Origin of the sequence: Lacicoccus alkaliphilus DSM 16010 (assembly GCF_900142805.1) — a bacterium.
Taxonomy (GTDB): Bacteria; Bacillota; Bacilli; order Staphylococcales; family Salinicoccaceae; genus Lacicoccus; species Lacicoccus alkaliphilus.
Genome location: NZ_FRCF01000002.1, coordinates 579,379 through 593,664 on the forward strand (window position 1 = coordinate 579,379; position 14,286 = coordinate 593,664).

A 14,286-nucleotide genomic window follows, 5' to 3' on the forward strand; every position below is an offset into this window, starting at 1 on the left:
CCTATTTCATGATCCTGTTGAACATCCTTTCAATCTCATATGTCGTCATCTGTATGATCACCGGTCTGCCGTGCGGACATGTGTACGGACTTTCGCACTTGTTCAATGCTTCAAGCAGGGCTTCCATCTGCCTCTTATCCAGATGATGGTTTGCTTTGATGGACTTTTTACAGCTCATCATGATCGACATCTCTTCCCTGTAATCGTTGACGCTGAAATGGTCTTTATGACAGATGAAGTCGATGACTGAGGCGATATCTTCCTCCGGATCCTCCGTTCTTATCCAGTCCGGATACCGGGAGACCGAATAATTCTTTGCACCTGTCTTCTCTATCTCGAACCCGAGATCCTTCAAGTCGTGGATCTTCTCATCGATGGTGATGACGTCATCCAACGGAAATTCGAATGTATACGGAATCAAAAGCGGCACGCCGTCCCCGTCCTTTTGGATGTTTTCATAGTAATATTCGTATTTGATCCTTTCCTGTGCGGCATGCTGGTCCATCATGTACATCCCGCTGTCGTTCTGCATCAATATATAAGTGCCGTGCAGTTGACCTATGATTTCAAGATAAGGCAGCTTCTGCTTCTGCAACGATGGTGCTGTCCCGGTGGCTGTCCCGGTCTCACTGCCGCCGGGCTTTTCCCTCTTCACCCTCCCCCGGTGGCTGTATGGAGCCCTCTCTTCAGTTCTGAACACAGGTTCCCGGGCTCTGGAAGCCGGCCGCTCAGCCGCTTCTTTGACGCTGCCGGTATTGAAATCTTGTTTTGGAGACGTGCCCGGCGCTGCCGTCCCGGCACGCCGGGAGAATTCGAACTTCGGCTGTTCGGCTTTTTCTTTTTCGCGTTTCTCAGTGTTTTTTTCAACATCGGGTATCAATGTCTCTTCCCTCAAAGCATTCCTTACAGTGTTTTCAACAAGCGCGTTCAATTCCATCTCCTTTGAAAACCTGACTTCCGTTTTTGCGGGATGCACATTCACATCGACGATCTTCGGATCCATTTCCATGTTGAGCACCGCTATCGGATATTTATCTTTCGGCTGCAGGGTATGATAGCCGTTTATGATGCTCTGTGTCAGCTTGAAATTTCTGATGAACCTCTGGTTTACGGATAGGTTGATGAAGTTCCTGTGGCTCCTCGTCACTTCAGGTTTTACGATATAACCGGTGATATGAAAATCCGGTGATTCGGCTTCCACAGGCACCGCCAGTCTTGCGACATTGATACCATAAATATCGGCGATCACCGCTTTCAGGTCCCCCTTTCCTCCCGTGCGGAGTTTCTCCCTCCCGTCGATCAGCAGTGTAAAACTGATGGCAGGATGGTTCAGGGCCATACGCTGAACGATATCAATGACCTTTCCCGCTTCGGTCCTGAGGGAACGGACATACTTAAGTCTCGCAGGGGTGTTGAAGAAAATCTCACGGATGGTGATATCCGTGCCGTTCCTTGCTTTGCCAGGTTCATCGGCGACGATGGCACCGCCCTCATACTGCAGTTTTACAGGTTCCGATTCCTTGTGCATCGTCTCGAGGGTGACCTTCGCCACTGCCCCGATACTTGCAAGTGCCTCCCCCCGGAAGCCCATCGTGCGTATCTGGAATAAATCATAGTCGTCACCGATCTTGCTTGTCGCATGACGCTCGAACAAAAGCGGCGCATCTTCCGCTTCAATCCCCTCACCGTCGTCGATCACCCGGATTTCCTTCATGCCGGATTCTTCGATGCTCACCTGAATTTCCCCGGACCCTGCATCGATTGAATTTTCGATGAGTTCCTTGACGACGGAGCTCGGTCGTTCAACCACTTCCCCTGCAGCAATCTTATTTTGTATTTTTGGATCGAGGATCTTTATTTTACTCATTCCGATCATCCTTTACCATGCTGGTCAAATCGTTCAGTTTCTGCAGTCCTTCGAGCGGTGTCAGACTGTTCACATCAATCGCCTTCAGCGCTTCGAGGACATCCTGCGCTTCCTCCCCGACCGTTTCCAGATCATCGAGCGGCAGTTCCAGCTGGTATATATCCTCTGCATGCCCGGTTTTTCTGCCCGACTCGAGCGCCGCCAGCTTCTCCCTTGCATATGTCGTGACCTCTTCAGGCAGGTCGGCAAGCCTTGCGACATGTATGCCGTAACTCTTCTCGACCGCACCCGGCTTCACTTTATGAAGGAAGACGAGTTTTCCGTCATACTCCGTCGCTTTGACATGATAATTGCCAAGCCCTGCAAGTTCCGAATCCAGTCTGGTCAATTCATGATAATGTGTCGAGAAAAGCGTTTTGGCCCCGATGAAATTATGGATATAGACGAGCATGCTCTCGGCAAGCGCCATGCCGTCATAAGTGGAAGTGCCGCGCCCGATTTCATCGAAGATCAACAGACTGTCCTTCGTCGCTTTTCTGAGTGCTTCATTCGCTTCCATCATTTCGATCATGAAGGTCGACTTGCCGCTCGATAAGTCGTCACTGGCGCCGATGCGTGTGAATATGGCGTCGAAGATCGGAAGGGTCGCTCTTTTAGCAGGTACGAACATGCCCATTTGGGCCATGATGCTGATGATTGCCACCTGACGCATATAGGTGCTCTTGCCGGACATGTTCGGTCCTGTGATGAGATAGATGAATTCATCGCCGTCCATCTTCAGATCATTCGGCACATATGTGTTCTCACCGATCACCTTTTCGACGACCGGATGCCTCCCGTCCGCCACATCGAATTTCTCCCGGTCGAATTCCGGCTCGGTCAGCCGGTACGTATTGGCGACTTCCGCAAAAGCGAGGAGACAGTCGAGTGTGGAGATCATTTCAGCGGTCTTCTGCAGACGTTCCACATACTTCTCCATCACTGTCCTGAGCTCCGTGAACAGCCGGTATTCAAGCACGATGCTCTCATCTTCGGCAGTCAGTATTTTCGATTCCATCTCTTTGAGTTCAGGCGTGATGAACCGTTCTGCATTCGTCAAAGTCTGCTTGCGGCTGTAGTCGAACTTTTCGGCATCGAAATTCATCGCATTGACTTTGGAGATTTCAATGAAATAACCGAAGACTTTATTGAATCCGATTTTGATGTTTTTGATTCCTGTCCGTTCACGCTCCTCTTCCAGATACTGATTCAGATAACTCCTTGCATTGTCCTGGATATACCTCAGTTCGGAAAGTTTCTCATCGTACCCGGATTTGAATATGTTCCCGTCCCGAACGGTTTTCGGCGGCGGGTCGAGCAGACTGTCGTTCAAGATATGAAAGAGGTCTTCAAGTGCATCGAAGCCGTGGAAGATCGGGAATTCAAGGAGTCCGAGCTCGGAGAGGATGTTTTTGATGTCGGGCAGGCCTTCCAGTGAATCCCTGATCTGTACCAGGTCTTTTGCATCTATATTGCCGAAACTGAGCCGGCCCACCAGTCTTTCTATATCATATACCTGGTTCAGCAGCCCGATCAGGTCCGCCCGGTCGATGAAATTGTCGAGGAACGTATTGACCACATCATGCCTCGCCTTGATCTCGGAAATGTTCATGAGGGGACGCTCGATCCATGACCGGAGCTTCCTTTTGCCCATCGGCGTTTCGGTCCGGTTCAAATACCAGAAAAGTGAACCTTTTTCCTTTTTTGTCTGTAAATTGCTTAACAGTTCCAGGTTGGAGACCGCCGCATGGTTGAGTTTCATGGCCCCGCTGATGCTGTGCTTCTTCACCGGCCTGAAATGCATGAGGCTCTTCATATTATTTGCGTTTATATATGAGAGGAGCAGATTCAGCACTTCATGCTCTTCGACATCCCCCGCCTTCTCCAGCTCGTGCTCTGCCACTTCAGTATAGACCGTATAAAGCGGCGGATCATTATAGATCAGCCCGAGCAGCCCCTCACTGTCTTCATCGACGACGATTTCCGCCGGTCCCACCCTTTCCACTTCACTCTTCAGTTCATTTTCATCGGAGGTGCTGAATGCATACAGTTCACCTGTCGAAATATCGGCATAGGCGGCACTGTAACACTCTCCATCGGTATATAAGGCGAGCAGGTAGTTGTTCCTGCCATCCTCCATGCCGAAATCGTCGATCAGGGTGCCCGGTGTGATGACACGCACGACATCGCGTTTCACCATCCCCTTGACTTCCCTCGGATCTTCCATCTGTTCACATATAGCGACCTTGTATCCATTGTCGATCAGCTTTGCGATATAGTTTTTCGCAGAGTGGTGCGGCACCCCGCACATGGGAATCGGGTCCTTTTTCTTATCCCTTGATGTCAGCGTGATTTCAAGCACTTTACTCGCAGTCACGGCATCATCGTAGAATAATTCATAGAAATCACCCAGTCTGAAGAATAAAAGTGCATCTTCATACCGTTCTTTGATTGTAAAATACTGTTTCATCATCGGTGTGACTGACGTTGCCATATTAACACTTCCAAATTAATAATTTTATCTTTTTAATTATATCATCATTCAAAGTCCGGGTTGAAGGATTTAACGCTCATCCATCATCCTCGCCAACACATTGCGCTTCTCCAGCTGCCTCAGGATGAACCAGGAGATCAGCGCGCCGATCAGGCTGCTTGCGATGAATGCCGGCGCGAGCACCATGAAGAAGCTGCCGTCCAGTCCGAGCACCAGTATGAGCGGGTAAGTCATCAGTGCACCGATCAGTCCTGTGCCGATGACCTCTCCGGCCACTGCAGCGGGCAGCTTTTTCAGCCGCCGGTACAGGAGCCAGGCCAGCAGCGCCCCCGCCATGCTCCCGGGGTAGGCGAACGGTGTGCCGGTGCCGAGCAGGATGCGTATCGTCGAAGACACGAAGGCCTGCAGCACCACCCACGGTCCGGTGAGCACAGCGCCGATCACATTGATCAGATGCTGCACCGGTGCAGCCCTGATGAAACCGAGCGGTATCGTCACGATCATGCCGAGTACTACATTCAGTGCAATCAGTATACTCGTCATCGTCAATTTCCTTGTCATATCAACAGCTCCCCTCAAATAAAAACAGCTGCACACCGACGGCGTACAGCTGCATTCCTATTATTATTCCATAGCATCCTGGTTGGGCCTGTTCCTCACGGCAGAGCCGGTCTCACCCATCAGCAGATCTCCGTCAGTCGAAGTGATCACTTCCTCGGTCACAGTTCGGCTGATTGCATGGGAAACAAGCTGCAGAAGTTCATTGACCTGCTTCTGCGAATCCTGGAACTGGTTCACAATCGGCATTTCGTCCAGTTCATCCTGGATTTTACTGATTTTTTCCTCCGTCATCTGGTAAGCACGTTCCTTACCGTAATTCTGGAAATTCACCGACTGCTTCTGGAGACTCTTCAGGCTCGCCATTCTTTCACGCACTTCCTGGTTTTCGTGAATTTTAGCTTCCGCCTTTTTGAAGAATTCCACCTGTTCCGTCTCAGCCATCATCTTGCCCAATTTTTTTGCTTCTTCCACGATTTCCTGCTTTGTATACATTACGCTTCCACCTTTTCTTCATTAAGCACTTCTACAAACTCACCCATTAAGGAATAATTTTTTGTTTCAGTGATTTTTACTTTGACTATTTTACCGATCACGCCATCATCCGGTGCCGTGAAATTCACGAGCTTGCTCTTATCCGTATAACCTGCATAAACATCATCACGCTTCTTGCTTGTCCCCTCGCACAGCACATTGACATACTCATCCTGGTATTTGCTGAGCGCATCACGTGTGTAATGTGTCACCAGTCGGTTCAGCCGCTGCAGACGGTCCTTCTTGTCCTGGTCGCTCACATTATCCTCCATTTTGGCGGCGGGTGTGCCGTCCCTCGGGGAGTAGATATATGTGTATGCATGTTCGAATCCGACTTCCTGGTACAGTGTCAGCGTATCCTGGAACTGTTCTTCCGTCTCGTTCGGGTAACCGACGATGATGTCGGTGGTGAGGGCCACCTCCGGCATCCGGTCCCTGATCTTGCCGACAAGTTCAAGATATTCTTCACGAGTGTACTTCCGCCCCATGATCTTCAGGACATCGTTATTACCGGACTGTACAGGCAGGTGGATGTGCGGCATCAGGTTTTCCCCTGTGGCGAGCACCTCGATCAGATTGTCCGTGAAATCCCATGGATGACTCGTCGTGAACCGTACACGCGGGATGTCCGTTTCGGATACATCACGCATCAGATCACCGAGATCGTAATTGTAATCGAGGTTCAGGTCTTTACCGTATGAGTTGACATTCTGTCCGAGGAGGGTGATTTCCTGATAGCCCCTTGCCGCCAGGTCCCTGACTTCATCGAGTATGTCTTCAGGCATTCTGGAACGCTCTTTTCCGCGTGTGAACGGGACGATGCAGTATGTACAGAATTTATCACAGCCGTACATGATGTTGACCCATGCCTTAGTGCCGCCTTCACGCACTTTAGGCAGGTTTTCGATGACGTCCCCTTCTTTCGACCAGACTTCGATGACTTTTTCTTTGGACATGTAAGCTTCATCGAGTATATTCGGCAGACGGTGTATATTGTGAGTCCCGAATATTATATCGACATTCTGGTATGACTTCAGGATCTTATTGACGACGGATTCCTCCTGTGCCATGCAGCCGCACACCCCGATCAAAACTTCAGGGTTATTCTGTTTGACGTGCTTCAGGTTACCGATCTCGCCGAAAACTTTATTTTCCGCATTCTCCCTGATTGCACATGTATTCAGCAGTATGACATCCGCATCATCGGTCGTATCGGTATGTTCATAGCCGAGTGCCGTCAGGATGCCGGCAATGACTTCAGTGTCATGTACATTCATCTGGCAGCCGTAAGTCCGGATGAAGAATTTGCGTCCCTTGCCGAGGCCTTTGAAGCGTTCATCTATTTCAAAATCCATATGGTATTCGACTTCAGCCTTGCCGCGCCTCCTTGCATCCCTTAAATTGGGCGGCTGATAGACATGCTGGAAGTACTGGCTGTAGTCTTTCTCTTCTTTTTTCTGAGTGACCTTCGAAGCATCCAGCCTCTGTTCTTCATTCATTTTAAAACCCCATTTACTCCATTGAAATATCTTTATTCAGTATAGCGGTTTTTAATGATAATTTAAAGTGCATTTAATCTTTTACCTGGCATCGGTGACTCCAATCAGGCTGAATGTACTGCCCGTCACGAAAGAGGTGAACACGATCACGAGCATCATCACGAGGAAGAGGATGTCGTACGGTGTGAAGCGGGTTTCGTAATAGTAGCTTCTCGGCCCGTCATCAAACTGTTTGGCCTCCATCGCAACGCCGAGCCTGTATGCGCGCCTGATGCTTTGTGACAATAATGTGATCACTGTGGTGATGAACCCTTTCAGCCCTGAAACATGCCTCTTATGGATCAGCGGTTTCCTGACTTTCCGGGTCTGACGGAGCATCATGTACTCACCCGCAATGATCGGCACCATGCGTATTGCAGCCATGAATGAATAGGCAAACTTGGGTTTCAGTCCGAGTTGGATCATCAGGCTGTAGAAGACATCGGTGAGCCTGGTGGTGAATATGACGAGCGAGCCGAAGAAAGACAGTGTGAGGCCGCGCATCATGACATGCACACCGCGCACCAGACTCTCTTCAGTGATGTGGATGAGCCCGAAGCGGAAAAGGGTCGTGGCGCCCGCCCCATACAGAACCATATACATTGCAGAAAAGGCGCCGAACACCAAAAACAACATTAGAACAATGGCCAGATATTTCAACCTGACACCTGAAAGTATGATGAGTACCGCCATCATCAGCACACTTAAATAAAAGAGCTGGTTCGGATCATGCATCAGGACGACAAGGATGAACATCAGAAGCCCGGTGGAGATTTTGGTGATCGGATTCACTTTGTCGATGAATGTGCTGCGTCGCTTTATTTTCTCAAGCATGTCCCGCACCCCGGATTTCCTTCAACTGTCCCTCTTCAATGATCAACCGCCTCGACGGATAGCGTTTTTTGATTTCACTGTCATGCGTGATCATGATGACGGTCACACCTTCTTCTACCAGTTCATTAAACATTTTAAGCAGCTCGAATGACAGTTTCTGGTCGAGGCCGAATGTCGGCTCATCAAAGATGATGACTTCAGGCACCCCGCCCGCAGCCGTCACCACGGACAGGCGCCGTTTCTGGCCGGTGGATATTTCGAGCGGGTGCAGGTGGCTGACATGCCGGAGTCCGATCCTCTCGAGCAGTGCAGCACATCTCCTCTCCGCCTCATCACGCGGATAATGCATCTCCAGGTTGATGAAGACTTCATCAAACACCTTATTGGTCATGAACTGGAGCTCCGGGTTCTGGAATACCGGGTAGACGGTGCCTGCAATGTCCTTCGTCTTTTTGACCCGCCTGCCATTGACATGGATGTGACCTTCGGACTTGATCAGTTTCAAGATGGCGAGCATCAGTGTCGTCTTACCGGTGCCGTTTTCCCCTTCAATCGTCAGCCATTCACCCTTTTTGACGTTCAGCGCATCAATGTTCAGAAGCGTTCTGCCGCCGCGTGCCAGTTTCATATCCCGGACTTCGATGACCGCTTCATCGCGAGGCCCCACTGTTTCAAAAACGGGCGCATAGTCCCATGAATGGGGATGCCAGACACCATAGTCGTTCAGCAGTTCGATATGATCCCTCATCACTGCTTCGGGGGCCTCATCTATGATCAGCTGTCCGGCTGCATCCATCAGTATGACCCGATCCACTTTATTCCATATCTCATTCACCCTGTGTTCAACTATGACGACCGTCTTATCATGCCACACATCCTGAAGCGTTCCCCAGAGGTCCGTCACCGCCGCCTCGTCAAGCATGCTTGTCGGCTCATCCAACAGCAGTGTATCGGCCCCCTGCAGCAGTGCAGATGCGATGGCGAGCCTTTGCTTCATGCCGCCGGACAGATCGTTGATTGCCATGGTGAATTCCACCCTTAGGCCGACTGCACGGAGTGCATCTTCCATCATCCCGCCCATCTCCGGACGCGGGATGCGCCTGTTCTCAAGTATGAAGGCAAGCTCCTCGCCGACCGTGGGCATCGTGAACTGGGAATCCGGATCCTGGAAGACATAGGCTGCTTTTGGATCCACAGTGAGGACATCCGCCTTGAAAGGTATATCCATACTGCGCGGTATATTGCCGCCGAGCAGGTTCAAAAGTGTGCTTTTCCCGGAGCCGGAGGGTCCGAGCAGCAGCACTTTCTCACCCTGCCGGATGGATATATTCAACCGGTCGAACCGTCTCTCCTCAGCTTCGGGGAATCTTAATCTGAGATTTTCAATTTCAATGACCAAGCCCTTTACAACCCTTCATGGTGCTTCATGTTACGGCTCCCGACAAACTTCAATACTCCGGTCTCCCGGAGTGCCTGATAGATCAGGTGTGCAAGAACGCCGGCGATGAGTGCACCGCTGATGATCCGCAAAGTGAACATCAGTATGATGTTCCAGGCCGCCACTTCAGCAAGATAACCGTAAAACCAGTCGAGCGGCAGGGTGATGAGGGCGGCGGCGATGCCTGCCCAGACTGCCGTCATCATCCTCGTGCTCTCATATTTCGTAAAGGCAAAAACAATCTCGACAGCCAGGCCCTGCAGCAGCGCATAGACCATTAAAAACGCATCAAACTGCAATGTGACGATCGTTTCCCCGGCACCAGCCGCAAACTCTGCGAGTATCGCCACACCGGGTTTGCGGAGTATCAGTACGGCAACGACAGCCGCGATGAACCACATGCCGTATACAAGCTCATTCAGATGGAGTCCGAGCGGCTGCAGCACCGTATATACGGCGCCCCATATTGAATAAATCACTGCAAACACCAGTCCGATCACGACCGTGATCAGCACATCGGTTAAAGTCAAACCTCTTTTTCTTTCCATATCCCTGCTCCTAAAACGTATTTCCAAATAAAAAAACACACCGCAAAACGTACGGTGTGCATATAATGAAATATGCCACTTCCCTACGCTAGCATGATCTAGATCAGGTATTAAGGGTGAATCTCAGCCCGTACGGGCACCCCCAGTGGATGTGTTTATTATTCAGTTAACCCATATGATAGTACATTCATGTGAATTTGTGAAGTCATTTTGCGTTGATCATTTCATAATAGCGGCCTTTCCTGCGCATCAGTTCTTCCTCGGAGCCTGATTCGAGCATCTGCCCCTGCTCAAGTACGAATATCCGGTCGACGGCCTTGATCGTATTCAGACGGTGGGCAATGATGATGCTCGTACGGCCCTTCATCAGATGTTCCAGTGCCTCCTGGATTTTAAGCTCGGTCACGGTATCTATACTGGAAGTCGCCTCATCCAGCAATAATATCGCCGGGTCGGTGACGAGGGCGCGGGCGATGGATATCAGCTGCTTCTGCCCCTGCGATATGAATCCTTCATCAAGCTCCAACACCGTATCATAGCCGTCCTCGAGCTGCATGATGAAATCATGCGCATTGGCGAGCTTCGCCGCCTCGATGACATCTTCATCCGTCGCATCAAGCTTGCCGTATCTGATGTTTTCCCTGATCGTCGCCTCGAAGAGGTAGGGGTCCTGCAATACGAAAGCCGTCTGTGAGCGTATTGTATGGCGCTTATAATCCGTGAGGTTCGTTCCATCGATCAGTATTTCACCGCCGTCCACTTCATAAAACCTTGCGAGCAGCTGCATGACCGTGGTCTTGCCTGCCCCGGTCGAGCCTATGAGTGCGACCGATTCACCGGCGTCGATGGAGAATGACAGATCACGGATCGTATGCTCGAACTGTTCTTTATCGTAGGAGAAATAGACGTTTTTAAAATCGATTTTTCCCTCGACCGCCTGATCTTCAATGGTGCCGTCATCGGTTTCAGGTTCCGTGTCGATGATCGTGAATACCCGTTCCGCACCGGCAATCGCGGATAGCACCTGGTTGAACTGGTTGGAGAGGTCGGCGAGCGGGCGTGTGAACTGCCTTGCGAATTCAGCGAAGATCACTATCGTCCCGATTGTGATCAGGCCGTCCGTATACAGTGCCATGAGGCCGCCGGCACCGGCGACGATCGCAAAACTGATGTTGTTCAGCATATTCATGATCTTCGGTATGAACCCGGCATACAGCAGGGCCCAGAAAGTCACATGACGGAGGTTTGCTGCACGTTCCTCGAAGTCATTGATGGTGCGTTCTTCCTGGGAGAAGACCTTGACGATCTCCTGACCGGAAATGACCTCTTCTATATATCCGTTCAGCTCACCAGTCCGGCGCTGCCTCTGTTTATATAAAGGTCCGGTGCGCCTGGTGACGAATGCCACCCCGAACACGAGCAGCGGCACGATCGTCATCGTGAGCAGCGTGAGCAGCGGACTCAGATAAAGCATGACCGATACCGTCGCGATCAGTGTGACGATACTGGTGGTGAACTGGATGAATGATGAGTTCATCGTCTGGGACAACGTCTCGATATCATTCGTCATCCTGCTCATCAGTTCACCGTGCTGCCTTTTGTCGAAAAACCTCACCGACAGCTGCTGCATATGTGAAAACAGTCGCACCCTCAGGTTATAGATCGTCCGCTGGGCGAGGCCGACCATGAGGAAGGATGCCAGATATTGTGTCCCCGCAGATAAAACATAGATGAAGAAAATGAACATCAGCAGGGTGATCAGGCCGTCGAATTGCTGAACGACCAGATAATTATCCACAGTATAACCGATCATGAACGGACCGACGATCGTCAGGAGGCTCGTGATCATCACAACGAAGATGATGAAGTATAACAGTCTGCGTTCGCCCCGCATGAACTGCCACAGCCGGACCAGTGTCCCCCAGAAGTCATTTGCACGCTGATCTTCCTTCTTCTTCCTGCGGCCGAGATCTTCCTTTCTCAGTAACGGCTCATATCCGAACGGTCTTTTTATTTTATCAATCATCCAGATGACCCCCTTCATTTTGGGATGCATTGATCCTGCGGTAGAGTTCGGATTCCTCAATGAGAGACTCATGGGAGCCGATGGCACTAATCCTGCCGTCATCGAGAAGTATGACCCTGTCCGCGGTCTTCGCCGTGACGATCTTCTGGGTGATGACGATGCGCGTCGCTTCCTCCCCGTCGAGGGCCGACCACAGGGCGGACTCGGTCTTGATGTCAAGGGCAGAAGTACTGTCATCCAAAATGAGGATCGATGGCCGCCTCACGAGTGCGCGGGCGATCGACAGGCGCTGTTTCTGTCCGCCTGATAAAGTCACGCCCCGCTGACCGACGATGGTTTTATACTCATGGTCGAAATCTTTTATATTATCATGGATCTGTGCTTTTTCAGTCGAGGAGACTATGTCCGAATGCAGCGCTTCGTCATCCCCCCACAGGAGATTTTCATAGATGGAGCCTGAGAAGAGGATTGCCGACTGGGGCACGTAGCCGATGGTCTGCCTCAAATCCTCTTCGTTCCAGTCCTGCACGTCTTTATCGTTGACGAGCACCCGGCCTTCCATGACATCGTACATCCTCGGGATGAGGCTGATCAGGGTGCTTTTACCCGAGCCGGTCCCGCCCATGATGACGAGTTTTTCATTTTCAGCGACCTCGAAAGATATGTCCTTCAATACATACCTTGTCGATCCCGGGTACTTGAATGAAACATTCTCAAATCTGACCGAGCCGGCTTTGGCCTCTTTATTGATGACTTCATGATTATTTTCAACGATCGGGGATTCCAGCACTGCATTCATACGTTCGCTGCTCGCTTTGGAACGGGAATAGGCGATGATGATGAATGCGAACATGGAAAATCCGCCCTGCATCCTGAGGCCGTAGTTGATGACAGCCACCACTTCACCGATCTGAACGCCGCCGGTGGCGAGCAGGTCGGATGAGGCCCATATGACGAGCAGCAGGCTCGTATTCATGATGACCAAAAGCACCGGCAGGATGGACTCCATCAGACGGAGACCGGCCACCGTATCACTTTTAAGGTTCCTCGCAACACTGAAGAATTTGTTATTTTCATAGGAGGCGCGGTCATTGGCTTTTATCAGGCGGACCGCCTCGAGATTCTGCTGGATGAACCTGTTCAGCTTATCCAGACGCTTCTGAACCCGCAGGAAGATCGCCGCCCCTTTTTTTGCAACTATGTAGAGGAAAATCAGCAGGAACGGTGTCAGAATGGACAGATAAAGGCCCAATGTCGGATTGACGACAAATGACATGACCAGGGAACCGATCACAAGAAGCGGCGCTCTGAGCACAATCCGCAGCGACATATACAAAAGCATCTCGGTCTGCAGCACATCCTGGGTCAGACGCGTGATCAGACTTGAAGTCGGAAACTTGGACAACGTCGTGAGTGTGAAATTCTGCACCCTTTTGAATATCGCCGTTCTCAAATCATAACTGAAACTTGTTGCGACAAAGCTCGCAAAGTATGAATTGATGATGCCTGCGGCAAAAGACACAAGACTGAGACCCAGCATGACACCGAGGTAAATCCAGACGACATCGAGTTCCCCGGCCACTATCCCGTCATCGATGACTTTGGATATGAAGAAAGGCTGAAGCAGCTCTACAGTCAGCTCTGTCAGCATACATAAAAGAGCGATGGCCATAAACCATTTGTATTTTAATGAAAATTTGAAAATCCTACGCACACTTCACACCACATTTCTTTCGATTACCGAAGAATTAATCCTATTATGACACAATTTTTAAAAAATTAGTAGGGGATTTCATACATAAATAAAAACCAGCTGACCATGGATCAGCCGGCCGTCGCGGTAATCGTGACGTTCATGTTGGACAGAAGTTCGATGGCCTTATCATGAAGATCGTCACTCGTACTGGCCACGAGGTCTTTATTTAAAAGGAGCTCTGCATGCGGGAAGATATTCTGGATCACCATTATATTTGCGAGTATGCAGATATTCGTTTCGGCACCGATGAACTCGATCGGCCTGTTGCTTTCGACGTCCTGATAATACGTGTCCTTAAGACTCTGCGCTTCTTCCGGGGGGATGCCGTAGAAGGTCTTCGTGTACTCGTCCCCGTGGTTTTCAAGCAGCTTCCGGAACTGGGGGAAGATCGCCTCATCGAAGCGGATGCTTTCGGTAGAGCGCTCATCATGCTCGAAGTCCGGATACAGATTCCGTGTATATATGATCGGTTCACCTTCATCTATGGCCCTTTGGATCCTCTCTTCTATGCCGTCCCTGATCTTGCCGGTCCATTTGGCAAAACCGGAACCTCTTTCATCAAATATATCATTTTGCAGATCGATTGCTACAAGCATCGTCGGTTGCACCTCCTGTGGTTGGTTTTGGGGATTGATTCATTAATATTATCCCCTG

11 protein-coding genes and 1 riboswitch are annotated in these 14,286 nt (G+C 50.5%); all 11 genes read right to left on the reverse strand.

The features are described 5' to 3' along the window. Nucleotide 1: 1 nt before the first annotated feature. The 11 genes from mutL to BUA12_RS03215 all read right to left on the reverse strand — a co-directional run bounded on the left by mutL (nucleotide 2) and on the right by BUA12_RS03215 (nucleotide 14,228). On the reverse strand, nucleotides 2–1,867 hold the full coding sequence (mutL, locus tag BUA12_RS03165) for a DNA mismatch repair endonuclease MutL (RefSeq protein WP_072708206.1): 1,866 nt from the start codon (nucleotides 1,865–1,867) through the stop codon (nucleotides 2–4). Continuing rightward, a complete protein-coding gene (gene mutS, locus BUA12_RS03170; RefSeq protein ID WP_072708208.1) occupies nucleotides 1,860–4,400 on the reverse strand; it encodes a DNA mismatch repair protein MutS in 2,541 nt (846 codons plus the stop codon). Before mutS ends, mutL begins: the two co-directional genes overlap by 8 nt. A gap of 69 nt (nucleotides 4,401–4,469) precedes the next feature. Beyond that, nucleotides 4,470–4,961, reverse strand: a complete 492-nt coding sequence (thiW, locus tag BUA12_RS03175; protein ID WP_072708210.1) for an energy coupling factor transporter S component ThiW — start codon at nucleotides 4,959–4,961, stop codon at nucleotides 4,470–4,472. 63 nt (nucleotides 4,962–5,024) lie between these two features. Continuing rightward, a complete protein-coding gene (locus BUA12_RS03180) occupies nucleotides 5,025–5,453 on the reverse strand; it encodes a YlbF/YmcA family competence regulator (RefSeq protein WP_072708212.1) in 429 nt (142 codons plus the stop codon). Further along, a complete protein-coding gene (miaB, locus tag BUA12_RS03185; RefSeq protein WP_072708214.1) occupies nucleotides 5,453–6,991 on the reverse strand; it encodes a tRNA (N6-isopentenyl adenosine(37)-C2)-methylthiotransferase MiaB in 1,539 nt (512 codons plus the stop codon). Before miaB ends, BUA12_RS03180 begins: the two co-directional genes overlap by 1 nt. Before the next feature lie 81 nt (nucleotides 6,992–7,072). Next, nucleotides 7,073–7,864 carry an energy-coupling factor transporter transmembrane component T family protein gene (locus tag BUA12_RS03190; protein WP_072708216.1) on the reverse strand — a complete coding sequence of 264 codons (792 nt, stop codon included), beginning with the start codon at nucleotides 7,862–7,864 and terminating at the stop codon, nucleotides 7,073–7,075. Then, nucleotides 7,857–9,263 carry an ABC transporter ATP-binding protein gene (locus tag BUA12_RS03195; protein WP_072708218.1) on the reverse strand — a complete coding sequence of 469 codons (1,407 nt, stop codon included), beginning with the start codon at nucleotides 9,261–9,263 and terminating at the stop codon, nucleotides 7,857–7,859. The genes BUA12_RS03190 and BUA12_RS03195 overlap by 8 nt, the downstream gene beginning before the upstream one ends. Before the next feature lie 5 nt (nucleotides 9,264–9,268). Continuing rightward, the gene (locus BUA12_RS03200; protein WP_072708220.1) at nucleotides 9,269–9,850 is read right to left on the reverse strand and encodes an ECF transporter S component; all 582 of its coding nucleotides are present in this window, start codon (nucleotides 9,848–9,850) and stop codon (nucleotides 9,269–9,271) included. Between the two features lie 63 nt (nucleotides 9,851–9,913). Then, nucleotides 9,914–10,004, reverse strand: a riboswitch (TPP riboswitch). 51 nt (nucleotides 10,005–10,055) lie between these two features. After that, on the reverse strand, nucleotides 10,056–11,876 hold the full coding sequence (locus tag BUA12_RS03205; RefSeq protein ID WP_072708222.1) for an ABC transporter ATP-binding protein: 1,821 nt from the start codon (nucleotides 11,874–11,876) through the stop codon (nucleotides 10,056–10,058). Continuing rightward, a complete protein-coding gene (locus BUA12_RS03210) occupies nucleotides 11,869–13,590 on the reverse strand; it encodes an ABC transporter ATP-binding protein (RefSeq protein ID WP_072708225.1) in 1,722 nt (573 codons plus the stop codon). Before BUA12_RS03210 ends, BUA12_RS03205 begins: the two co-directional genes overlap by 8 nt. 110 nt (nucleotides 13,591–13,700) lie before the next feature. Beyond that, complete coding sequence (locus tag BUA12_RS03215) at nucleotides 13,701–14,228, reverse strand: cysteine hydrolase family protein (RefSeq protein ID WP_072708227.1); 528 nt, start codon at nucleotides 14,226–14,228, stop codon at nucleotides 13,701–13,703. Between the last annotated feature and the right edge of the window lie 58 nt (nucleotides 14,229–14,286).